The organism is Cytobacillus oceanisediminis (genome assembly GCF_007830235.1).
Taxonomy (GTDB): domain Bacteria; phylum Bacillota; class Bacilli; order Bacillales; family Cytobacillaceae; genus Cytobacillus; species Cytobacillus oceanisediminis.
Genome location: NZ_VLKI01000008.1, coordinates 108590 through 133416 on the forward strand (window position 1 = coordinate 108590; position 24827 = coordinate 133416).

Here is a 24827-nt window from a genome sequence, read left to right on the forward strand (position 1 = left end):
TCGCTCCAATCAACACGTGCTAAATCAACATTTAGCTTTAAACATAGCCAAATTATAAGATCAGCAAAAAACCGGCCACTTTCGCCGGTTTTTTTTAGCACTTATCATCATTCTTCTTTTTATTTTTTTCACGGTTCATAAATGGAAGTTCATATAATTTATTTGCATTTATATCGCCAAACTCCATGCCAAATTCAACATTAGAAGAATTGCTTTGTTTGGCGTCATTTTGCTCCTTTTTTTCCACTAGGCTCTTCCCTCTGTCCCATGTTTGGAGTTGCGGTTTGCGTTTTTCATTGGGTTTTCACCCTGGCTGAATTCAGCCGAAAACTCTGATTCCTGTAAGTTTTTCTTAGGTGTTTTGCTATATTTCTCAACCGCATTATATTCAGCTTTGCGTTTAGCCATCCTAATCTCCTCCTGAAAAGAAAATTTACTTTTTTATTTTCCGTAAAAAAACGGGTTTCATTCCTGAATTCAGTTTCCTTATTTTACTGCTGAAAACAATCAATAAAATAACACACTCAGTAAAAAATAAGTAAAAAAGGAATGAGCCGCTTTGACAAATAAGAACAGTAAAAACAAGAAGAACTTCGGTATTGATGAGACACTTCCACACCAAATTGAGGCACCAAGCTTTAAGGATACTGGAATGGAGCTGCAGCCGCCGTTTGAGAATTCGTTCGGCGTTACGATTGGGGACAGTTTTTACTCCTCAGACAACTCACCCCTGGAAAAATGGAGCGATGAAACAGATCCTGCAGTAATGGCTGGCGATGAATGGGTTCATCCGACCAATGATATTGGCTGGAACACAACTGAAAACAAAGAATTGCTTGAAAGCAAGAAACCGCCTCAGGGGTATCCTTTCATGCACCCGACAAAGGATGTCAGCCGCGGAACTGATTAAGACAATAAATGTAAAAAAGCAGTCCGGAAGCTCTTCCGGGCTGCTCTTTTAGCCAATAATAACTCGTTCTTTTGGATAATGAAAATTAGGCTGCTTTTCTTTCCCGCCAATAATATATAAGAATGAAGTCAACCCAATCCTTCCAATAAACATTAATGCCATAATAATGCATTTTCCAATATTCGATAATTCTGGGGTTATCCCCATTGATAAGCCTGTTGTTCCGAAAGCAGAACAAACCTCAAATATTATCTCTATAATATGGTGTTCTTGTTCAGTAATGCTGAGAGTGACAACGGAGATAAAGCACATCCCTACCGCAAGCAAGGTGATTGCCAACGATTTCAGAATATCATCCTCGTGAATTTCTCTCTTAAAAACCTTAATATCACGATTCCCCTTGGCAAAATGGTAGATGAAGAGGATATTTACTGCAAATGTAGTCGTTCTTATTCCTCCTCCGACCGAACTTGGGGAAGCTCCGATAAACATCAAAATACTCATTACCAGAAGCGTAGGCATAGTAAATTCGCTCACATCCATAGTTGCTAGGCCTCCGCTTCTTGTCGTAGCTGATTGAAAAAACGCGTAAAAAAAACTTTCATGCCAGCTCATACCCTTAAAGTAATGGCCATATTCAAACAAAAGCAGGATAACAGTACCGATTACTAAAAGAACAGCATACGTAACAGTTGTCAGCTTAGCAAATAAGGAAAAACGGAACGGCTGTTCATTATCCCATTTATTTCTGAACAAATAAGCCTTTGTTTCAATAAGAACCGGGAATCCGATAGCCCCTAATGTAATTAGAATGATATGAATGAGCTGGACAAAGTAATCGCCAGCATAAGGCTGCAGAGATGCTCCTGTAATATCCATCCCTCCGTTAGTTGTAGCACTTACAGAGGCAAATAGAGCATGGAGAAAGGCTTCCTCCCATGTGGAATAATATTTTAGAAAATGAAAGCCAAGTATTAGCGCTCCCAAAGCCTCGATTACAAGGATGATTTTAATAATTTCCCTTATTAAGTTAACAAGTCCGGATAAAGCATACTGATTATGGTCCACCATAATCAGGCGGCGCCCCCTCAATCCGATTTTACGGCCAAGCAATAGCCAAAAGAAGGTGCCCAAGGCCATAATTCCTATTCCGCCAAACTGCAGAATAAACATGATAACAAAATAGCCGAAAACGCTGTATGTTTCAGAAATATTAACCACTGTCAGGCCCGTTACACTGACAGCACTGACTGCAGTAAAAATTGTGTCGATAAATGCGACCTCAACACCTGGTTTATGTACACCAGGTATTCTTAATAAAAGAACTGATACAGAAACTGCCAATAAATAATATCCTGATATTACTTGGGCAGGTGTTAGTTTATCCAGCCAGAGTCTTAAGTCTTTCCACATATTGTACCTGTCCCTTTCGAAATTTTTCCTAACCCTTATCATAATGAATATACCCTGTTTTTTAAAGTGATATAAGATAATTCGCAGGAAGTTTTTTATTTTTATATAATGAAAACAAAATAAATCAGGAGGTATTACATGTTATTGCCTGATCTTGCTGAGAAAATTATTGCTGAAGTACGCAAATTCCTTCATGAAGATATCATTGTTGCCAATACATCAGGGGTGATTATTGCAAGTACGGATCCAAGCAGAATCGGCACCTTTCACGAGGGTGCATTCATTACGGTGAAAAATAAAGATAAGATCATCATTACAAATGAAGACCAATTAAGGCTGCAGGGAGTAAAAGCAGGAATTAACCTGCCGATCTTTTTTAAAGGAGAAACTGCAGGAGTTATAGGAATTACTGGGGACCCTGTAAGGGTTTCTTCATTCGGGGAGATCATCCGTAAAATGACAGAGTTATTTATAAGCGAGAGCTATTATGCAGAACAGCTGGATTGGCAGGCCAGAGCACTGGAAGGTTTTATGTTTGACTGGCTGCAGACAAAAGAATGGGATCCTTCATTCAGAGAACGGGCTCATTTGCTTAAAATCAACCTTACGATAGACAGGCAAGTCTCCATTGCTGAATTTAAGCAAAATCATTTATTGATGCATAGGGATCTCTGGAATTCAATCCTTTCCTGGAAGGAAGCCAGGCAGCAGGATTTAATCATTCGCTGGGGAAATGACAGAATTGTATTATTATCTGGAATCTCTTCTTCAAATAATGATATATCTTCAAAAGATAAGGTGCTCCGATTCCATCGCTTTCTGGAGAGCCTGCTATCTGTACAGGTTTGCATAGGGACTGGTAAGCGGATGTCCCCTTCCAATTTGCCGGATGCATTCAGACAGGCAGAACGGGCTTTAAAAATAGCAAAAGAACGGGGCAAAGTAATATTCGACGAAGATTTGACTATGGAAATGATATTTGATGATCTTTCAGCAGAAACAAAAAATGATTTTATAGATCGAACGGTTGGCTCTATTATTCATGAACAGGATTTAATGTTAACACTTAAGGAATTATTTAAACAAAATCACTCTTTGAAAAATACAGCTGAGGCGCTTCATATACATATTAATACACTTCATTATAGACTTAAGAGAATCTATGAGTTATCCGGGTTACATACATCAAATATTGAGGATTTAATCAAATTGTTTTTAGCTATAAGACTTTTAGAGGAATATACAAAAAACAGCTGACTTCGTTATCATTTTTCATGCATTTATCCATAGCAGGGGTTCCCTGCTTTTTTTTATACTGAAATTATAAATAGGCTTGCTCTGTTAAACTTGCCTGTTGATTTCCACTTCAGGCACTCAGCAAACCGCGGGCGGTCCGGCGATCCTCGGCTACTTGCGCCTGTGGGGTCTCCCTTTGACTCGCTTCTCCCGCTGGACATTGAATAAGCATCCGTGAATAAACACTGCAGGAAGGGAGGTGCTCGCGCCTTCCGCCCCAATCAGCAGGGTGCCAATATCAACAATGAGCTTCAACAGAACCATAGGCTTAAGAAAAATAGTACCTCCGAACACAAAAAATTCTAAGGGAGAGATACATGAATGATTGAAAGTCAGATCAAAGATAGATTAACAGCCATTGTTGGCGCTGAAAACTATGATGACTCTAAAGCAGGGCGCCTTGTTTATTCATATGATGCCACCCCAAACTTTCAAGCAATGCCTGATGCAGTCGTCAGTCCCCGAGACGCACAGGAAATAGCTGGGATCATAAAAATCTGCAATAGCAGCAATATACCAATCGTGCCAAGGGGTTCAGGTACTAACCTTTGTGCAGGAACTTGTCCGACAGAAGGGGGAATTGTTCTCCTTTTCAGGCATATGAACAGAGTCCTTGAAATAGATGAAGAAAACCTTACAGTAACCGTGCAGCCAGGTGCTATTACACTGGATATGATTAACCAGGTTGAAGCAAGAGGGCTTTTTTACCCTCCTGACCCGAGCTCAATGAAAATAAGCACCATCGGCGGAAACATCAACGAAAATTCAGGCGGGCTGCGCGGCTTAAAATATGGTGTAACCAGGGATTATGTGATTGGGCTTGAGGCTGTCCTGGCTAACGGAGACATCATCAAAACTGGCGGAAAGCTTGCAAAGGATGTGGCAGGCTATGACTTTACCCGTTTATTTGTCGGGTCTGAAGGGACTCTGGGAATTATTACGGAAGCAACTTTAAAATTAATACCGCTGCCTGAAACAAAAAAGACCATGCTTGCACTCTACCAGGACTTAGAGGCTGCTGCCAAGTCAGTATCTAAAATCATTTCACAAAAAATCATTCCTGCAACACTGGAATTTTTAGATCAGCCTACATTAAAAGTAGTGGAGGACTTTGCTCAAATTGGATTGCCAACAGATGTTCAGGCAGTCCTCCTGATTGAACAGGATGGTCCCCTTGAAGTTGTAGAAAGAGATATGCAGAAAATGGCTGAAATCTGCAAAGTGAAAGGAGCCATTTCAGTTCAGGTGGCCCAATCCGAAGCGGAAGCGGAAGCGTTGAGAACTGCACGCCGTGCTGCTTTATCAGCCCTTGCCCGCTTAAAACCGACAACGATCCTCGAAGACGCAACAGTCCCAAGATCAGAAATCGCAAAAATGGTTAAAGCCATAAATGAAATATCACATAAATATGGCCTTTCTATTTGCACTTTCGGCCACGCAGGCGATGGGAACCTCCATCCTACATGCCCTGCAGATGCCAGAGACCATGATGAAATGGAACGAGTAGAAAAAGCATTTGAAGAGATTTTCATTAAGGCTATTGAACTTGGCGGTACGATCACTGGCGAACATGGAGTGGGCGTCATGAAAGCCCCTTATCTTGAGCTAAAGCTTGGCCAAGAAGGGATTGCGGCCATGAAGGCTGTAAAAAACGCCCTTGACCCAAATAATATTTTGAATCCCGGTAAGGTATTTGCCAAGGATAGCAGAAAACGAGTGGTGGTTACAAAATGACGACAAAAGAACAAAGAATTATTCAGGAAGAATTTAAGAACCGCATGAATGAGGATGAGTTATTAAATTGTATGCGCTGCGGTTTTTGCCTTCCTTCCTGCCCCACTTATGTCGAGTCGGGTTTTAAAGAAACGCATTCCCCGAGAGGCCGAATTGCCTTGATGAAGGCTGTAGCAGATGGACTTATTGAACCTGATGCAGATGTTGAGCGCTCACTGGACCTTTGTCTTGGCTGCCGTGCCTGTGAACCTGTATGTCCATCGGGTGTGAAATATGGCCACCTGCTGGAGGAAGCCAGAGATATTATTAATCAGAATAAAAAACATTCACTCTCCGCAAAAACTGTCCGAAATCTGGTTTTTAATGAGCTCTTCCCCCATCAGAAACGGATAAGGGCGGCAACCGGGCTTTTGGGCTTTTATCAGCGTTCAGGGCTCCAATCATTCGCTAGAAAAACGGGAATGCTAAAGTGGCTGCCGGAAAACCTGGTGACGATGGAAAAAGTGTTGCCTGAAGTTCCTACAATGAAAGAAATGAAAAATAGGCCTTCCTATTTTTCAGCTTCAGGTGTTCCAAAAAAGAAAGCCGCTTTTTTTACCGGCTGTTTGATGGATACTATGTTTTTGGAAACCAATAATGCAACATTGAGGCTTCTTCAGCTCGCAGGCTGTGAAATTCTTATCCCGGAAGATCAGGCGTGCTGCGGAGCGCTTCATGGACATAGCGGTGAGAAGCAATCAGCTAAAGAGCTCGCTAAACGGAATATCGAAGCTTTTGAAAATCTGGATGTGGATTATATTATAACCAATGCTGGCGGCTGCGGGGCTTTCCTTATTGACTATGGACATCTTCTCCAGGATGACCCCCAATGGGCTGACAGGGCTAGAGATTTTTCAGCAAAGCTAAAGGATATCAGCGAAGTTCTTTATGAACTTGACTTCCATAAAAATGTAAAGCTTGAACTTCCAAGCCAGGTGATTACCTATCAGGATTCTTGCCATCTGCGGAACGCTATGAAGACCGCCAATGCTCCCCGTACCCTGCTAAAAGCAATCAGCGGGATTGAGTTTACAGAGATGAAAGATGCCGACAGATGCTGCGGTTCTGCTGGCATTTATAATATTGTCGAATCTGAGATGTCTATGCAAATACTTGATCATAAAATGGTACATGCAAAATCAGCAAATGCTGCAGCCATTGTTACCGCTAATCCTGGCTGTCTTTTGCAAATGAAGCTTGGGATTGAACGTGAAGAGCTATCTGGCAAGGTTAATGCGGTCCATATAGCCGATCTGCTTCTGGAAGCGGCTGGCGAAAAATAGAAAAGCCGTTTATGCCGAAAATATTACCACTTATGAAACTCCCCTTTTTATTCATACTACAAATACAGAGGGAATAGAAAACTCTGTAGACCATTAAAAAGGAGTTGAATACGATGGCAAGAAGCAGCAATAAACTATTAGTTCCTGGAATCGAACAATACATGGACCAGGTAAAGTATGAAATTGCCCAGGAATTTGGTGTTCAATTAGGCTCTGATACAGTATCCCGGGCAAACGGATCTGTGGGCGGAGAAATTACAAAGAGACTTGTTCAGCAAGCTCAGGCTCAAATGTCCGGCCAAAACAATCAATAAAAACTTCATATAAATGGAAAAAAGTCCGGAGAATTCCGGACTTTACTTTTTATTACCATTATCTTTTTGATGTTTCTCAGGGTTATTCCCGTTCCCATTATTTCCATTAATATGTTTATCGTTTGATTGATTTCCGTTATTTTGGGACCACTCGTTTTGTTTATTTTTTTTTTCGTTATTTCCTTTTTCACTGTTTTCATTGGTTTTGTGCTCTATATCTTTCTTCTCATTATTCTTTTCGCTGGAATTCTGTTTGCCTTCCTGCTCATTTTTCTGTATCTGCCCAGGAGCAGCTGTCTTCTTTTCATTCAGCTTTCCCTGATTTACTGCAGGTTTTTCCTGCTTATTTAATTGTCCAGGCGGAATCACATCAGGTTTCTTACTATCATTAGAGATGCTGTCTGCCTCTTTTGGCTGACTTGCAGAAGCCGGTTTTTCTTTTTCTGATTGCTTCTTACTATCTGCCTTTAATTTATTTTCTTTATATAAGCCCGTTGTCAGTCCTTTTTCAATTGCCGATTTTCTTTCTTCTTCACTTGCTTCAAAGAGAGTAACTTCTAGCTGCTTTTTTTGTGCAGCCTCTTTTATTTCTGTTAACTCTGCCCGCAAGCGGTCATCCGCTTCTATTTTCTCTTCTGTATAAACGGCTGCAATAACAATCTCTTTATTGTCCCCCAAGTAGCCCTGTTCCTTTAATTGATAGAGGATCTTGTCTGTTACAGACTGGATGTCTTCCTTTTTCCAGTCTTGAATCTTTTGGACAATGCGCTCCCCATCTTCATTGTAAGGCACGAGCTCGATTACCTGATACTTCTCATTGACCCCTAATTCAATGCTCGGATTAACGTCAATCGACATGTAAGCATAAACTTCATTGCTTTGATAAAACGGCAGAAAAGAAATGACTGCTAACATGAGCGCAAAAGCTGCTGCAAACACGGCTTTACCTCTAAATACGTTCATAATAGATAGAGAAGATGACTTTTTTCCGCTTTTTTGTTCTATTGGGAAGAAATCAATTTCCTGTCCAAGTACGTATGCCCGATCCTGTTTACGAGCACGCAGAAATTCTCCTTCCGGGGTTAACAGCGTTAAAAAACGTTCATTAATTTCCATAATAATACCTGTTTTCACGTTTCCAACACCCCTTTGATATAATCCTTTAAATATACATAATCACCGGCCAGTATGAGTGAGATGGCAATTATGTACTTTCTGTTTCTCTCTATTGTTTTTCTACTAAGCGATACATAGCTTTCCAGCTGTTTAATCGGAAGCCTTTTCTTTTCAATAAGAATCGTTTTAAGCTCCTCATTTTCGACTAGAATCTTGGCGACAGCCATTGCATTCTTACGCGCATCCGCATGCTTCGGCGACTGCTCAATCAAATCGGTGAAAGTCAGATCAAATTGCTGTAGAATTTGTGTAAACTGGAGGATTTCTTCTCTTCTGAGCTCATCATCGTTTTTCTTCCTGAAGTCTTCAATTGACAATTCATCTTCAATCGATGATCCTGCTGATTCGTCTTCATCCAAATTTGCCCCTCCGTTAAAACTGAGGTTTTGATATTTGGATTGCTTGCGGATATAGTCAATCACACGCCTTTTTATCAGCACTTCCGAAAAACTGATCAGTGAACTGCCCTTATCCGGACTGTATTTTTGGATCGCCTCATTAAAAGCAATAAGGCCAATGCTAAATTCATCATCAGATTCATGAATATATCTTTTGCAAACCGATGAAACTGTTTTAGCAATAAACGGTTTATACGAATCAATTAGCTCATTATGTAATGCTGTATCCCCCTGCTGTATTAACTCTACCGTTTCTTCCAGCGTTCTTTTGCGCTTTTTCGCCATGAACAATAAACTTAGCATTAGCCTCACCTCTTTTCAAAACACATTATATCATACGATGTCCAGATTGTTTTTTTAAGGGTGGCTATAGGATAAGGAAAAGAAAGCCTTCATGTGCCTTCTTTTCCTTTTTGTTCATGTCTATTAGTTGTTTCCTTTGCTCTCTTTTCCTTGGCCCTTAGCTTCTTCTGCTGTTTCTTTCCCTTTGCTGCCATTGCTCTTTGCTTCATCTTGTTTTGCTTGAACTTTTTTAGCTTGCTGTTCTTTAGCCGCTTTTTTAGCTGCTTCGCGTGCTTCTATTTCTGCCTTTTTAGCTGCTTCGCGTGCTTGCTTGGCTGCTTCTCTCTTCGCAGCTTCTTCAGCTTTTGCAGCTTCATGAGCTTGTTTCTTTGCAGCTTTGGCAGCGTCTTTTTCTTCTTTTGTAACTTTCACTGGAGCAACAACTGCAGTTTCTTCCTCTTTAGTTACTGTCTCTTCTGTTTCAGTTTCAGCTGCAACATCATCTGTTGCTGGTTCTTCAACTGTTACCAGCTCTTCTTCTGTTACTTCTTCATCTGATTCGTCACTGCCTGCAGATTCTTCTTCCAATTTTGCTAACTTAGCTGCAAGTTTTGTACGGAACTTTTCAATATTTTTTTCCATTGCAGCAATTCGCGGATGAGTTTCACCTTCAGCCTGCTCGTTTTCGTCTCCAGCTTTTTCTTTGAATTTAGCTAGATTTTTTTCAAGTGATAAGATATTTTGAGCAAGAAGTTCTTTAACCTCTTCCACAGAATCTTCTTCTGCAACTACGTCATCATCTGAAGCCACGTCTTCTTCAACTGTTTCATCTTCATCAGCTGTTTCATCTTCATCAGCTGTTCCGTCTTCTTTATTTTCATCATCAGTATTTTCATCGTCTGATTTTGGTTCTTCTCTGTCTGACTCTTTCTCATCATCAACAATGTTATCTGCATTTTCTATATGTTCTAATGCTGTTTCAATTGCTTCAAGAGCTTCTTCTTCTTTGCCTTCAGCAAAAAGGGCTTCTGCTTCTGCAAGACGCTCTGCAGCATATGTAGCCAGTAACTTAGCTTCTTTTACTTCATCAAAAGTAAGGGCAAGCTTAATTTTTTCCAATGCAAGTTTCGCAAAGTAGAAGAAGCTGCCAGGCAATAGGGATGGAGTTTCAGCTTCAATCTCTTCCAGCTGCCCTTCTGCATTTTCAATTGTTTCAACTGCGTCAGTTTCAGTTTCAGTCGTAACCTCAGCTTCTACTGTAGTATCGCTATTTAATTCAACTGTCTCAAGATCAGTTTCATTATTATTTTCATTTGCAAATGCACTTGTAGTTGAGAATGTGAAGGTACCTGCAATTACTAATGCCAGTGTACTCTTAGCGATTTTATTCATTTCTTTATTGGATAAAAATTTCAATGTATTTCACCTCATGATTTTTTTAAGCGGCCCGCTTTATTCATTACAAGTGTACGGAAGTGTGAGGGGTGTTTGTGGGGGTGATAAAAATTTTTATTTAAAAAAAATAAAATGGCTTTAACAGCACCTCTTGTGATTGGTGTGTTAAAGCCCTAAATTATAATTGGCCTTGCAGCCCCAATTTTCTGTTCGAAAAGAAGTACCCGCCATCAATTCCGCCAATTGAAAACCAGCCGGCTGGAGTCAAAGTTACTGCTAACGCTACTGCCAGCAGGGAATCAATTGCAATGGCAATAGCGGCAGCTAATATGCCACAAGCCCGACGAGCACGAGCAGCACCCAGCCATATTCCAATTAAAACTGTTAAGTCCATTAAATTCGCCTCCGTATCTGCTTTCATGCAGAAAAGGCAGCAGGCTAATAACTGGCAATAGTTTCGCTAAAACCATATCTTTAATTTGCATGAAAAGCGTAGCCTTAATTTTGGACAGGATCCCTCCTCCATTTTAAAAGAATCCACCTAATGATAAACCCTATTAATAAACCTGGTATAACAAAAAGCATAGGCAGAAAGACTGGCCCAAATCGTATTCCAAAGATTGTAAGCTTGGTTGAGAACATTAGGCCTACAGTAACAAAATAAGCACCGAACACAAATGGAAGAAAAGATAATTGTTCTTTTTCAGGCATTGCACTTCGGTAAGCATCCCACATCGCAAACATATACAGACAAGGATAAAACATAAGCCATTGATAATTAAGTACATGTTCGGCCCTGTCAATTTCCCACATAAAACTGTACATAATGGCGGAATTAAAATGACTGAATACATTTATGATAAATTCAAGCGCGACAAATAAGGTTCCTTTCCAAAGCTGCCCAATTAATAATTGGCTAAAACCGGGCAATGCAATGCTCCATAAAACTGCTTCTAGTTTACTGAGTTTTTTCATTCATTTATCACCAGCTACAAGTCGATAGTATTATTGTACTCTGTTCATAAGCCAATTATCTGTTTTATTTCCAATTTTTTTCCTGAAGGGCGTGTTGACAAATATTATGCCATTATAATCATAAATCATTCATATAGATACTAGTATTAATGAGGATCATTTTACCGGCCGAATTCATAAAAAAAGCCCCTCTCAAATGAAAGGGGCCTTGTCATTTATCGGGATTCTTCATCACGATCATGATTTTTCTTTTCTTTTTCATCTTCTTTTACAATTTTTAATAAATCTTCCAGCATGGCTGCCATTTCGTTTCTGCTATATGGCCGGGTCTCTGCAGCAGGAAGCTGATTTCTCTCCTGTTCTGCATCTCTTTCTTGTCTTTCTTCCCGTTCTACTCTTTCTTCAAGCAGATAGGCCGGCACCAAATGGCCTTCAGGTGTCGCATACATTTTGTTTAAACGCCTTGTATCTTTGTCAAAGAAACTGTATACAACAGGTATGACGAACAAAGTAAGGAAGGTGCTGCTGATTAACCCTCCAATGACAGTGATTCCCATAGGCTGGTTGATTTCAGTTCCTTCACCAATTCCAAGTGCAAGAGGAACCAAGCCAAGAATGGTCGTTAATGCTGTCATGAGGATTGGCCGTGCCCGGTCTTTAACTGAAATAACAATGGCATCATAGGTCTTAAGTCCGTTTTCTTTCTTTTGATTAATATAGTCTACAATTACAATCGCATTATTGACAACAATACCTGCGAGTACAATAATCCCAATGATAGCCGTTAAGCTAATTGGTGTGCGAGTCGCCGTTAGAGCAATTGCCACCCCTATAATCATAAGAGGAACAGTAAACATAATCACAAACGGATACTTCAATGACTCAAACTGGGCTGCCATGACAAGGTAAATAAATACGATTGCCAGGATAAAGGCCAGAGCCATGTCATCAATAGAGGATTCAAGCAATTCCCGGTCACCGCTAAATACAACTTCTGTTTCCTCAGGCAATTCAAGATCGGCAATTTCTTTGTCCACCTCTTTTGAAATGGCCCCCATATTTGTCGAGGATTTGTATTTCAACGTGAATTGGACGGCATCCTGCTGATTGATCCGCTGGATATTGACAGGCCCTTCGCCCCGCTCGATATTCGTTACTTCATCTAAAGAAACATAATTGCCATCTGGTTTTTTAATGAGCAATGTCTTCAGGTTATCGATATCCTGTGTGATTTCTTTATCATATTCAACAAAAACACCATAAATATTGGATTCATCGTCTATCATTTGTGTTGCACGATTGCCGCGCGTGACATCATTTACGGCCATCGCGATTTGAGCAGGAGCCAACCCTTGCTCCAGTGCCTTTTCGCGATCCACCGTTATTTGGATTTCCTCAACGGTATCCATTAAATCAGTAGTCAGCTCTGTAACATCTTCAAGGTCTTTTAATCCATTATATATTTTGTCTACATTCTCATTTAAGCGATTTGGATCCGTATCCCGCACACTAAAGGTTAAAGTATTTGGTGCAGTGCCTGATGATGATTGCATATTGAATGAGAGAGCAGCACTTTTATTTACTTTGGATGCTGCTTTTTCCAAATCCTTTTTCACATCATCAACAAATTCAAATGTCGATCTTTCGCGCTCATCCAATTCTTTCATTTTAATATAAAGCTCCGCAATATTGGCATTTGCAGAGCCGCGGAAGGAACCTTCCTGTGTGGTTCCAATCAGGCTGACATACGTATCAACCTCATCTTCATCCTTTAGTTCTTCCTCTACCGCAGCAATGACTTTCTCTGTTTCGGATAGAGCTGTTCCGTTTTCAAGTTCCATACGGACAGTAAAAAATCCTTCATCCGTATTAGGAAGAAACTGCGTTCCGACAGTCGTTAATCCAAAGCTTCCTGCTGCCAAGAGCAACATTGTAATCGCAACAACCACAGCGCGGTTCCGCAATGACCATTTGATGGATCTTTCAAGTAAACGCATTAAGCCAGATTCCTGCCTTTTAGCTTCAAGATTCGTTTTAGGCGCTTTCAGTAAACGGCTGGCAAGCATTGGGACAACCGTGAGAGCCACTACTAAAGAAGCAAAGAGGCTAAAGGAAATGGTCAGCGCAAATTCTGTAAACAATTCACCAATGATTCCTGTTATAAAGACAACAGGAAGGAACACGGCGACAGTGGTCAAGGTGGAAGCCGTGATTGCAGACCCAACTTCTTTTGCACCATCGCTTGCGGCCGCCTTTGGATCTTTCCCCATTGATAAATGGCGGTAAATATTTTCGATAACCACTATGGCGTTATCGACCAGCATTCCAATTCCAAGCGCCAGACCGCCTAATGTCATAATGTTTAATGTGAAATCTGAAAAGTACATAAGGACAAACGTAAAAATAACTGAATAAGGAATAGAAATACCAATAATAAGCGGGCTCTTAACATTTTTTAAAAAGAAAAAGAGCACAATCATGGCAAAAACTCCGCCAAGAAGCAGCGAGTTAGAGATATTTCTTATTGCTAGATTGATGTAATCTCCCTGGTCAAAAAGAATTTCTGATTCAATTCCTTCATACTGTTCCTGTTCCAGAAGGTCATCCAGTTTTTTTATAAACTCTTCTGAAACTTCTGCTGTATTTGCATCAGACTGCTGAAGAACACTTAATAATACAGATGGAGACTGATTTGTACGTGTAATGGTTCTATCGTCCTGATTGGTTAATTGAACCTCCGCAATATCCTGCAGACTTACTTTTTCACCAGTTGCAGGATTCATCGTAACGGTAAGTTCCTTCAATATATCAAGTGAGTCCAAGCTGCTGATGATTCTTGTTGTTAGTTCTTTACCTTCTGTTAATACCGGATCACCTGGCATGGAAATATTATTTGACTGAATAACATCAACAACGTCAGCCTGGCTTAGTTTGTAATCCCTTAATTTTTCCTGGTCAAGTTCAACCCGGACTTCCTTTATGGCAGTACCTGACATATTGACGCTGGCTACACCTTCAACCTTCGTCAGTTCCAGGTTCAGCTCCTCAGCAAGTTTTCTTAAAGTCTGGGAATCCTCATCCGCACTCAAAGATAATTGAATAATAGGAAACTGTGATGGATCAAATTTCATAAAACGCGGATCATCTGCATCTTCCGGCAGCTGTGTTTGATCCAGCCGCTGGATAACCTCACCTTGAATTTCATCAATATCCGTTGTCCATGAAAACTGCATCAAGATAAAATTGGCGCTTTCCTGCGAGGTGGAGGTCAGCGTTTTAATTCCCGGAAGTGTAGCCAAATTTTCTTCCAATGGCTTGGTTACTTTTTCAACAACCTCATCAGGGCTTGCCCCCGGGTAGGAAGTAACAACAACACCCACTGGCGGATTGATATCAGGTATGAGTTTTAATGGGATATTTAAAAGGGAGACAACCCCTAAAATAAGGACTAAAAACATAGATACCAATGTAAATATTGGTCTTCTTATAGAAAAATCACTTATACGCACTCATGCTGCTCCTTTCAATGGCAGTAACTAAATGACAGTACCCGTTACCTGTACGGATCCCGCTTCTAAAATCGTGTTTATACGTTTTCATAATGGCAAACAAATTTACGAATAAACCCATTTTAACTATATAAAAGCTATCAGCACTATGCAAGCAATGAGTGTGCTCTGAAACGTGGCAAAAAAGTGACAGACCAAAAACCATAAAAAATGAAAAAAGCAGCTTTAAGCAGCTGCTTTTTTATTCGTTTTAGTAATTTTTATACCGGTTAAACCGTAAATTAAAGTTATGATGGGACTCAGCAAACAGAAGAACGCAAACGGAAGATAGGCTGCTGTCTCCACCCCTAATACGCCTGCAAGGAAAACACCGCAGACACTCCATGGAACCAAAGGGTTAACCACAGTACCGGCATCCTCAAGAATTCTGGATAGATTCTTTGTATGCAGGCCTGCTTTTTCAAACGGTTCGCGGAAGGCGTTGCCTGTCAGAAGAATGGAGAGGTATTGCTCACCAAGCAAGAAGTTGATTCCAATTGCTGTTCCGGCTGCAGAAGCAATCAGGGAAGGCACACGATTCAACACGCCTTTGATGCCTTCGAGCAAAGCAGGAAGAATGCCTAGCTTGAAAAATAATCCTCCCATAGAAAGAGCAAGCAATACAAGTGAAATAGAAAACATCATGCTTTCCATTCCGCCCCTTGACAATAATGAATCGACTTCTTCTGAACCGCTCTCAGATACATAGCCTGAAAAAAGCAATGACATTACTTCTTGGACCCCAAAGCTGTTCTGTACGAAAACTGCTATAAACAGTGATGAGATTATGCCGGCGGAAAGGGTGATGATTGCTGATATTCTTTTTATAGCCATCACAGTCAGGATAGCAAAAGGCAACAGAGAGTACCAGTGAACCAGCCCCTGATCTTGCAAGGTTTCTTTTAGCTGGGCAATTTTTGTAAAATCCGATGCAGCCTCACCTGGTGACAACACAGCAAAAAGCACGAGAGAAATAGCGAAAGCAGGCACTGTCGTCCAGGCCATGTTTTTTATATGTTCAAATAAATCTACCTTTACGGTTGATGAGGACAGGTTTGTTGTATCAGATAAAGGAGACATTTTATCCCCAAAAAACGCTCCGGAAATAACAGCACCCGCAGTAATAGCTTCTGAAAGGCCTAAAGCTGTGCTGACGCCCATAAAGGCAACGCCCAATGTTGCCGCTGTTGTCAGCGAGCTTCCGATGCTCATGCCAATCACAGATGCTACCACAAATACAATTGCATAAAAGAACTTTCCATTAACGGCTTCCAAGGCCATGTATATAAAAGTGGGAATAGTCCCGCCCGCCATCCAGCTGCTGATCAGCATTCCAATGAAGAAAAAAATAAAAATGGCGCCAAGACCGGACTTCGCTCCCTCAATTAGGCCGTTTTCCAGCTCTTTAACTGTTACCTTTTTTATTAAACCATAAGCAACTAATCCCATGATCGCAAAAACTACGGGAATATGCGGTACTGCCCCTGCAAAAATAATAGAATAACTGATACCGCCCAAAATAATTAAAGTAACAATTAGTGCCTCCAACGGCTTCAAACGCAATGCTGCTTGATCCTGGTGCATGATGTATTCCTCCTATGCGTAACTTGAAGTTTAAGCAAACAAAAAGAGCCCTCTCGCCTATAGGGACGAAGGAGCTCCGCGGTACCACCCTAATTGATAAGCCCAAATATACAGCTTATCCTCTTTAAAAAGCTTTGTCCTTTTTTAATGCAGTTGTAATTCAACCAATTGCTGCCTGGATTTTCAGCACACACCCAGTCTCTATTTGCTGCCGGCAATTAATCTACTGATCTGCGGACAAGATTTATTTTCATTTAATTCTTAAACGCTTTTTAGCGTTAAAGCATATGTGTTAATAATATATTATCTATTGGAGGAGATGTCAAGTGGATTGATAGAGGAATATACAGGAATTGATAAGGTTCCGGTTACGTGCGGGTTTCTTTCGTTGTGCGCAGCGCTTCTGGTCGGGAGCGGTTTTTATTTCCTTCTGCGCGGGTTCGACCTTTGTGTGTGCGGAACTGCTTCTTTTGTGCGCGGGTTTCTTTTAGTTACGCGCAGAGTGTCCGGTTGGGCGCAGATTCAACTTGTTTTACGTGCCAGTTCGACCTTTTTACGCGCGGAACTGCTCCTTTTGTGCGCGGGTTTCTTTTGGTTACGCGCAAGGGTTAACCTCCTTTACGCGCGGCTGCCTCCATTTTTCCGTATCAATTCAACTATTTATCTCTCTATTTCCTTTTTTATTCTCCCACTCACTCCCGACACAAAATTAAAAAACGGCCCCCCTTCAAGGGACCGCTTTCTTATTGTGAATCCATTGGATTATATAATTTGACATCCGGATTTTTTTCTTGGAACCATCTTAGTGCAAAGTCATTTTCAAATAGAAAGACTTTTTTGTCATAGCGGTCGTTGACGAGCAGGCTTCTTGCACTGGAGAGGTTTTCGTTGACGTCGTCCCCTTCTACCCAGCGTGCAATTTTTGAGCCGAGTCTTTCCATATACACTTCTGTGTTGTATTCATTTTTCATGCGGTGCTCGAATACTTCGAATTGCAGCTGCCCCACTGCTCCCAATAGGTATTCTTCCATCTTTACAGTTTTGAATAGCTGGATTGCGCCTTCTTGTACCAGCTGCTGAATGCCTTTGTGGAAGTGTTTTTGCTTCATTACATTCTTTGCAGTTACTTTTACAAAGAGTTCCGGTGTAAATTGCGGAAGGCGTTCATATTGGAAGTTATTTTTCCCAACTGTTAAGGTGTCTCCGATCTGGTATGTTCCCGGGTCGTAAATTCCGATAATATCTCCGCTTACCGCCGAATCAACGGTGCTTCTGTCATCCGCCATAAATTGTGTGGATTGTGCAAGCTTGATTGATTTTCCGATCCTTGGAATATTGACTGCCATACCGCGTTCAAATTGGCCGGAGCAAATTCTCAAGAATGCAATCCTGTCGCGATGTGCTGGGTTCATATTTGCCTGAATCTTAAATATGAAGCCGGAAAATTCTTCTGATAGCGGGTCAATTTCACCAGCAGTCGAGTTGCGCGGCTGCGGCGGCGGTGCAAATTGAAGGTAGGATTCCAGAAACGTCTGTACGCCAAAGTTTGTCAGGGCGCTTCCGAAAAATACAGGCGTCAATTCACCATTAGCAATACGCTCTCTGGAAAATTCATTGCCCGCCTCATTTAATAGCATAATTTCTTCAAGAGTTTGATCATATAGTCCTGAGTCCTTCAAGGAATGATCCCCCTCTATTTCACCTTCTTCGTTCAAGGTGACAAACCGGTCCTCTTCGTCAACACGGAATTGTTCAATTCGGTTGTTAAATCGGTCATAAATGCCAAGGAATTCTTTTCCCATCCCAATTGGCCAGTTCATAGGATACGATTCAATTCCCATTACTTCTTCCAATTCAGCGAGCAATTCCAAAGGCGGCTTTCCCTGGCGGTCCAACTTATTCATAAACGTAAAGATTGGAATACCTCTCATACGGCAGACTTTGAATAGCTTCAGCGTCTGCTCCTCAATTCCTTTAGCGGAGTCAATAATCATTACTGCACTGTCAACAGCAGTCAAAGTCCGGTACGTATCTTCACTGAAATCCTGGTGGCCAGGGGTATCAAGGATATTTACACGGGCACCTTCATATTCAAACTGCATCACACTGGAGGTAACGGAGATTCCACGCTGCTTCTCGATTTCCATCCAGTCGCTTGTCGCATATTTTCCTGTCTTTTTACCTTTTACTGTACCCGCATCCCGAATGGCGCCGCCGAATAACAGAAGTTTTTCTGTCAGTGTCGTTTTCCCGGCATCCGGGTGGGAGATAATCGCAAAAGTGCGACGGGATACAACTTCATCTTTAAAATTTTTAGACATAATAGTTCCTCTCTTACTTATATGAAAATTTGTTATAAAAGCAATGATTGGGTAAATCTATGTTAATTATTGCAATACCTTCAATTCTATCGCGCGAGAGAAAAGTTTGCAACGCATTTAAGAATAGCTTATTTCTTTTTATATTCCATTTTCAGGATTATAATAATTAAAACAAATATGTTAGCAAAGGAGGCGGAATCATGGATACGATTACACATACTTTATTCGGCCTGAGCCTCTACGGTGCAGTGGATAAAAGAGACATGAACAAAAATCATAAAAGGGCTTATTTGCTGACAGCTGTGGGTGCCAGCCAAATTCCTGATATAGATGTTATTTCACGCCTATGGGACACAGAAGGACTCTATCAAATGTGGCACAGGGGCATCACCCATTCCGTTTTTCTGACTCCCATTTGGGCTCTATTATTTTTCCTTTTATCCCTCCTGCTTTTCAAAGTAAAGGATAAGAAGCTTTTCCTGCTGGGATGGCTTGCCGTTTTCATACACAATACCAGTGATTTGTTCAATGCCTGGGGAACAGGCTATTTGGAGCCTTTTTCAAATATGCGAATTACGTTTGGCACGATCCCGATAGTTGATTTAGTATTTTGGATCATAATTGGAACAGCCTTTATTTTTTCAAAAAGAAATAAGCTGCACTCACCTTATTACTACAAAATGGCTTGGGCATTCATGCTTCTTCATGTGATAGTCCAAAGCACGCAAGGTTTCCTGCTTTATAAACAATACGATGGCCAGTACGATCAAGTTGCCTTGTCTGCTGGTTTTGTTCCATGGACCTATTCAGTGATTACCAAAAAAGAAGATGAGGTTATCATTTTTAATGATAATTTGTTTCAGGAAAAAGAAAAACAGTACGTGCTTCAATCAAATGAAACCGCCGATCTGGACAAATTGTTCTCGCAACGGCCTGAGGCTAAAACCCTTTATGAATGGTCCCCGTTTGTCGTTCTCGTTGATGATAATGAACGGCTTGGCATTTATGATCCCCGCTTTTACAGAAACGGGCAGTCCTTTTTATTTGAATATATAGAGAAAAACTCTAAGAGATGAGCCTTTGGGCTCATCTCTTTTTTGTAATAGAAAAACGATATAGGCATTATTTTATTTTTCATGATTTTTCCCCTTTTGCACATAATACAACTATTAAGCTTTAAGGCGGGTTTTTTGGGGAATATGAGTATCGCTGACTCAATCCGCCAGTCGGCTTGCAAGGAATACTACATAGTATAAGAGGTGTTAAGATGAACTTTCTTTGGGGAATATTCGGTATCATTGTCGTTTTGGGAATCGCGTTCCTTCTTTCGAACAATAAAAAGGCAATCAATTTGCGGACTGTAGCTGGAGGGCTTGCTATTCAGCTGATTTTTGCCTTCCTGGTATTAAAGTGGGAAGCCGGAAAAAATGCACTGAACTGGCTAACTATGAAAGTAAATGACGTTATAAATTATGCCAATCAGGGAATTAACTTCTTATTCGGCGGTCTGTTTACAGAAGAGTCAGGAATTGCATTTGTGTTTGCATTTCAGGTGCTGCCGGTTGTTATCTTTTTCTCATCATTAATCTCAGTCCTTTATTATTTAAGGATCATGCAGTTTTTTATTAAAATCTTAGGCGGCGCACTTTCGTGGCTCCTTGGGACCAGAAAGGCAGAATCCATGTCAGCTGCAGCGAACATTTTTGTTGGGCAAACGGAGGCCCCGCTCGTCGTTCGCCCTTATATCGCGAATATGACGAAATCAGAGTTATTCGCTGTCATGACGGGTGGTCTTGCATCTGTTGCCGGATCTGTTTTGATTGGATATTCCCTGCTGGGAGTGCCTCTTGAATATCTGCTTGCAGCAAGCTTTATGGCTGCTCCAGCAGGATTAATCTTGGCAAAGATAATGCTGCCGGAAACAGAAAAGAAAGAAGAACCAAAGGAGTTTGATATGGAAGTAGACAGCGACTCCGCCAATGTCATTGACGCAGCGGCAAAAGGAGCCAGTGTCGGCTTGGAACTTGCCTTGAATATTGGTGCAATGCTCCTGGCGTTTATCGCTCTGGTAGCCTTAATTAACGGGCTTCTTGGCTGGGTTGGCGGTTTGTTTGGATTTGGGGGATTAACCCTTGAAACCATTCTTGGTTACATTTTCTCTCCGCTTGCATTTGCAATCGGGGTTCCATGGGAGGAAGCGGTCCAGGCAGGCAACTTTATCGGCCAAAAATTAATTCTGAATGAGTTTGTTGCTTATTCAGCTTTTGCACCGGAAATTCCAAATTTATCAGACAAAACCGTAGCAATAATCAGCTTTGCCCTTTGCGGATTTGCCAATATATCTTCATTGGGAATCCTGCTCGGCGGACTTGGAGGATTGGCTCCTAATCGCAGACAAGACATTGCACGCCTTGGCCTCAAAGCTGTTGCAGCCGGTGCCCTTGCCTCCATGCTGAGTGCTGCGATTGCCGGAATGCTGTTTTAAGCTGGATGCCCTGCGCAACATTTTGCTAAAAAAAGCTTAATTCGTTGATATATTTAATTTTCCGTTGATTTATTGGAACTTTTCGTTGGTAAAAGCACCTTTTTCGTTGATATATTAAAAATTTCGTTGATAAATGCCTTTTGAAAACAAAAAATCCTCCTGGCAGACTAGGCTGCGGGAGGATTTTTTCTTATTTATTTTTTCAAATGGTAAATAACTGATTCATATGGACGCAATTTGATCTCTTTTGCTGCAGAAGGTGAACCCTCGTAATTGGACAGCAATAGTTCCGATTGGTATCCTTTTAAATCAACTGCAGAGGGCAATGTAAATGATGTTGCTTTACCGTAAAAGTTATTTACGACAAGAAGCTTTTCATTTTCTCCGTTACGTATATAGGCAAATACCTCCGGGTGTTCTTCGGAGATCAATTCATAATCACCGTAAGTGATTATGTCATATTGCTTGCGGAGCTGAATCAGCTTTTTATAATGATAAAAAACAGAATCCTGGTCTTTTAATGCATTTTCTGCATTGATTTCCGTGTAATTGGAAGCTACTTTTATCCACGGCGTTCCTTCAGTAAAACCAGCATTTTCCGTTGCATTCCATTGGACAGGCGTACGGGAGTTATCACGGGATTTACTTTTTAAAATCTCGATGATTTCGCGTTCGGACTCCCCTTTCTCCCTCAGGATTTTATAGATGTTCAGTGACTCAACATCCCGGTACTCATCAATGCTGTCAAAGCCAGGGTTGGTCATGCCAAACTCTTCTCCCTGAAAAATGTAAGGAGTTCCCTTCATCATGTGAATGGTTGCAGCAAGCATTTTTGCCGATTCACGATGATATTTTTGATCATCCCCATATCTTGAAACAACACGGGGCTGGTCATGGTTGCACCAGAAAAGCGCATTCCATCCGCCTCCTTTATGCATTTCAGTCTGCCACTTGGACAAAATCTGTTTCAATGCTCCGAAATCAAAGTCGGCCAAAGCCCATTTCTCGCCATTTGGATAATCTACTTTTAAATGATGGAAATTGAATGTCATACTTAATTCTTCTCGCTCAGGATTTGAATATTTGATGCAATGGTCGATTGTTGTAGAGGACATTTCGCCAACCGTCATACTGTCATACTTTGAGAATACTTTCTGGTTCATTTCGTGCATGAATTCATGGGCACGCGGTCCATCTGTATAATATCTTCTGCCATCGCCTGGCGGAATAGTCCCGTCATCATCAGGAAAACGCTGATCCTTGGAGACCAGGTTGATGACATCAAGCCTGAAACCATCCACCCCTTTTTCAAACCAAAACTTCATCATGTCATAGACTTTGCATCGCAGCTCCTCATTTTCCCAATTTAAATCAGCCTGGGTGACATCAAAGAGATGCAAGTAGTATTGCCCTGTTGTTTCATCATACTCCCATGCATTTCCGCCGAATTTGGATTCCCAATTTGTCGGTTCACGTCCATCCACGTTTGGATCCTTCCAAATATAAAAATCCCTGTATGGATTGTCCTTTGATTTTTTTGCTTCCTGGAACCATTCATGCTCTGTTGAAGTGTGGTTCACAACAATGTCCATAATTATTTTAATATCGCGGTTATGTGCCTCTTCCAGGAGCTTATCGAAGTCTTCCATCGTTCCATATTCTTCATGGATGTTGAAATAGTCGCTAATATCATAGCCATTATCACGCTGCGGAGACTTATAAATCGGTGTAAGCCAAACGACGTCAACACCCAATTCCTTTAAATAATCCAGTTTGGCAATAATGCCGGGAATATCCCCCACGCCATTGCCTGTCGTATCGTTAAAACTTTTCGGATAAATTTGATATACAACTGCTTTTTTCCACCATGGTTGTTTCATTTGAATCACACCTGTTTTAGTATTTTTTATCTCTTCTTATTTAAAAAGTAGTACCTGTGCTTCATATGGCCGCAGGCTAATCTTTCCGCTTCCCTGCAAACCTTCATAATTCCCAATCAGCACCGTATGCTCGCTTTCCAGAAATCCTGCTGGGATGTCAACTTCAGGTGTCCCATCATAGAAATTGCATAAAATAAGAAGTGTCTGTTCGCCAAGGGATCTTGTATATACATAAACTTCCGGATGGTCCTCCAGGATTAAGTTATATTTGCCGTACACAATGATGTCATATTGCTTTCTGAGTTCAATAAGTTTTTTGTAATAATAAAAAACAGAGTCTGGATCTTTCAGCGCCTGTGCTGCATTTATATTTTTATAATTTGGATTCACTTTTATCCAGGGAGTGCCTTCAGTAAATCCGCCATGCTCAGACGAATCCCATTGCATCGGTGTTCGAGCGTTGTCACGCCCTTTTGCATATATGCTTTCCAAGGCCTCCTGTTTAGACCAGCCATCATTGAGCGCTTCTTTATAAAAATTGAGAGTTTCAATATCTTTGTAATCATCAATGCTTTCAAACCGGACATTTGTCATGCCGATTTCCTCACCCTGATAAATATAGGGAGTCCCCTTCATCATATGAAGCACCGTTGCAAGCATCTTAGCAGACTTTTCACGGTACTTGCTGTCATTGCCGAATCTTGAAACGGAGCGCGGCTGATCATGGTTATTAAAATAAAGACTGTTCCAGCCAACCTCATCCAGTTCATTTTGCCATTTGGTAAGATTGGTCTTTAAATCCCTCAAATCAAGAGGCTTAAAATCCCATTTGCCATTTGGCCCGTTATCGAGGCTGACATGTTCAAATTGGAAGACCATATTTAATTCGTTCCGGTCTTCGCCTGTATACTGCCTGGCCAATTCGGGCGTAACACCCGGCATTTCACCCACAGTCATCACATCATAATTGGATAAAGCTTTTTCATTCATTTCCTGCAAATATTCGTGGATTCTTGGTCTATTACGGTAATACTTGCTGCCTGAAGCAAATTTCTTGCCAGGCTTTGGTTTATCATTAGGCAGGCCGTCCACTTTGGAAATGAAGTTGATGACATCCATTCTGAATCCATCAATGCCTTTTTCAAGCCACCATGTCATCATGTCATAGATTTCGTTCCTTAGTTTAGGATTTTCCCAATTCAAATCCGGCTGCTTTTTCGAAAATAGATGCAAATAGTATTCGCCGGTATTTTTATCAAGCTCCCAGGCCGAGCCGCCAAAATTGCTGCCCCAGTTATTCGGCTCTTCTCCGTTCTGGCCTTCGCGCCATATGTAGTAATCCCTGTATGGATTGTCTTTCGATTTCCTGGCTTCAGCAAACCATATATGCTCGTCAGAACTATGGTTTACAACCAAATCCATAATAAGCTTAATGCCCCTCTTATGCATCTGGTCAAGAAGTTCTTCCCAATCTTCCATTGTTCCAAACTCACTCATAATCCTCTGATAATCGCTAATATCATAGCCATTATCATCATTGGGTGATTTATAAACCGGCGAAAGCCAAACAACGTCAATCCCAAGCTCCTTTAAGTAATCAAGCCTGGAGATGATTCCCTGCAGATCTCCTATTCCATCGCCATTGCTATCCATGAAGCTCCGCGGATAGATTTGATAGATGACACTCTCTTTCCACCATTCCTTCTTCATCTGGCAACCTCCAATAAAAGATAAATTTTACGTTCACAAAAAAATGGAGATACCATGGAATCAAGCAATCCCATGGTATCAAAA

At 41.1% G+C, this 24827-nt stretch carries 19 protein-coding genes and 1 pseudogene; 7 read left to right on the top strand and 13 right to left on the bottom strand.

What is annotated here, in order from left to right; genetic code table 11:
- Positions 1-94: 94 nt before the first annotated feature.
- Together IQ19_RS28120 and IQ19_RS28125 are read right to left on the bottom strand one after the other, a co-directional pair.
- Entirely contained in the window at positions 95-247 is a 153-nt protein-coding gene (locus IQ19_RS28120) for a hypothetical protein (protein ID WP_199749477.1), read from the bottom strand.
- A complete protein-coding gene (locus tag IQ19_RS28125; RefSeq protein ID WP_199749478.1) occupies positions 247-408 on the bottom strand; it encodes a hypothetical protein in 162 nt (53 codons plus the stop codon). The genes IQ19_RS28120 and IQ19_RS28125 overlap by 1 nt, the downstream gene beginning before the upstream one ends.
- A gap of 151 nt (positions 409-559) precedes the next feature.
- Between IQ19_RS28125 and IQ19_RS14775 the strand changes: the two genes are divergently transcribed.
- Positions 560-910, top strand: coding sequence for a DUF3905 domain-containing protein (locus tag IQ19_RS14775; RefSeq protein ID WP_144543149.1), 351 nt, complete (start codon positions 560-562; stop codon positions 908-910).
- A gap of 48 nt (positions 911-958) precedes the next feature.
- Here IQ19_RS14775 and IQ19_RS14780 read toward each other — a convergent pair whose 3' ends face one another.
- Positions 959-2323 carry a TrkH family potassium uptake protein gene (locus tag IQ19_RS14780; RefSeq protein WP_144543150.1) on the bottom strand — a complete coding sequence of 455 codons (1365 nt, stop codon included), beginning with the start codon at positions 2321-2323 and terminating at the stop codon, positions 959-961.
- 138 nt (positions 2324-2461) lie between these two features.
- On the opposite strand from IQ19_RS14780, the gene IQ19_RS14785 reads away from it, so the two are divergent.
- The 4 genes from IQ19_RS14785 to IQ19_RS14800 all read left to right on the top strand — a co-directional run bounded on the left by IQ19_RS14785 (position 2462) and on the right by IQ19_RS14800 (position 6989).
- Positions 2462-3580 carry a CdaR family transcriptional regulator gene (locus tag IQ19_RS14785; RefSeq protein WP_144543151.1) on the top strand — a complete coding sequence of 373 codons (1119 nt, stop codon included), beginning with the start codon at positions 2462-2464 and terminating at the stop codon, positions 3578-3580.
- A 360-nt stretch (positions 3581-3940) separates the two neighbouring features.
- Complete coding sequence (glcD, locus tag IQ19_RS14790; RefSeq protein WP_144543152.1) at positions 3941-5353, top strand: glycolate oxidase subunit GlcD; 1413 nt, start codon at positions 3941-3943, stop codon at positions 5351-5353.
- On the top strand, positions 5350-6675 hold the full coding sequence (locus IQ19_RS14795) for a (Fe-S)-binding protein (RefSeq protein ID WP_144543153.1): 1326 nt from the start codon (positions 5350-5352) through the stop codon (positions 6673-6675). The genes glcD and IQ19_RS14795 overlap by 4 nt, the downstream gene beginning before the upstream one ends.
- A gap of 113 nt (positions 6676-6788) precedes the next feature.
- Positions 6789-6989 carry an alpha/beta-type small acid-soluble spore protein gene (locus IQ19_RS14800; RefSeq protein WP_009331086.1) on the top strand — a complete coding sequence of 67 codons (201 nt, stop codon included), beginning with the start codon at positions 6789-6791 and terminating at the stop codon, positions 6987-6989.
- 42 nt (positions 6990-7031) lie between these two features.
- Here IQ19_RS14800 and IQ19_RS14805 read toward each other — a convergent pair whose 3' ends face one another.
- The 8 genes and pseudogenes from IQ19_RS14805 to IQ19_RS14840 form a co-directional block, all read right to left on the bottom strand.
- On the bottom strand, positions 7032-8123 hold the full coding sequence (locus IQ19_RS14805) for an anti-sigma factor domain-containing protein (protein ID WP_144543154.1): 1092 nt from the start codon (positions 8121-8123) through the stop codon (positions 7032-7034).
- Positions 8120-8866 (bottom strand): RNA polymerase sigma factor SigI, encoded by a 747-nt coding sequence (sigI, locus tag IQ19_RS14810; RefSeq protein ID WP_144543155.1) that lies wholly within the window; start codon positions 8864-8866, stop codon positions 8120-8122. Before sigI ends, IQ19_RS14805 begins: the two co-directional genes overlap by 4 nt.
- A 123-nt stretch (positions 8867-8989) precedes the next feature.
- Complete coding sequence (locus IQ19_RS14815) at positions 8990-10261, bottom strand: DUF5667 domain-containing protein (RefSeq protein ID WP_144543156.1); 1272 nt, start codon at positions 10259-10261, stop codon at positions 8990-8992.
- Positions 10262-10457: 196 nt separating this feature from the next.
- Positions 10458-10562: pseudogene (locus IQ19_RS29430) on the bottom strand (TerC family protein); the annotation flags it as partial.
- A 176-nt stretch (positions 10563-10738) separates the two neighbouring features.
- A complete protein-coding gene (locus IQ19_RS14825; RefSeq protein ID WP_144543158.1) occupies positions 10739-11215 on the bottom strand; it encodes a hypothetical protein in 477 nt (158 codons plus the stop codon).
- 215 nt (positions 11216-11430) lie between these two features.
- Positions 11431-14724, bottom strand: a complete 3294-nt coding sequence (locus tag IQ19_RS14830; protein WP_144543159.1) for an efflux RND transporter permease subunit — start codon at positions 14722-14724, stop codon at positions 11431-11433.
- Between the two features lie 225 nt (positions 14725-14949).
- Entirely contained in the window at positions 14950-16347 is a 1398-nt protein-coding gene (gene nhaC / locus IQ19_RS14835; protein WP_144543160.1) for a Na+/H+ antiporter NhaC, read from the bottom strand.
- A gap of 743 nt (positions 16348-17090) precedes the next feature.
- A complete protein-coding gene (locus tag IQ19_RS14840; RefSeq protein WP_144543161.1) occupies positions 17091-18668 on the bottom strand; it encodes a peptide chain release factor 3 in 1578 nt (525 codons plus the stop codon).
- A gap of 200 nt (positions 18669-18868) precedes the next feature.
- Here IQ19_RS14840 and IQ19_RS14845 point away from each other — a divergent pair, with 200 nt between their 5' ends.
- Positions 18869-19744, top strand: coding sequence for a metal-dependent hydrolase (locus IQ19_RS14845; protein ID WP_144543162.1), 876 nt, complete (start codon positions 18869-18871; stop codon positions 19742-19744).
- A 191-nt stretch (positions 19745-19935) separates the two neighbouring features.
- On the top strand, positions 19936-21153 hold the full coding sequence (locus tag IQ19_RS14850) for a NupC/NupG family nucleoside CNT transporter (RefSeq protein WP_144543163.1): 1218 nt from the start codon (positions 19936-19938) through the stop codon (positions 21151-21153).
- A 194-nt stretch (positions 21154-21347) separates the two neighbouring features.
- Here the strand turns inward: IQ19_RS14850 and treC are convergent, their stop codons facing one another.
- Together treC and IQ19_RS14860 are read right to left on the bottom strand one after the other, a co-directional pair.
- Positions 21348-23033 carry an alpha,alpha-phosphotrehalase gene (treC, locus tag IQ19_RS14855; protein WP_144543164.1) on the bottom strand — a complete coding sequence of 562 codons (1686 nt, stop codon included), beginning with the start codon at positions 23031-23033 and terminating at the stop codon, positions 21348-21350.
- Between the two features lie 36 nt (positions 23034-23069).
- Positions 23070-24743 (bottom strand): glycoside hydrolase family 13 protein, encoded by a 1674-nt coding sequence (locus tag IQ19_RS14860; RefSeq protein ID WP_144543165.1) that lies wholly within the window; start codon positions 24741-24743, stop codon positions 23070-23072.
- Positions 24744-24827: the final 84 nt, after the last annotated feature.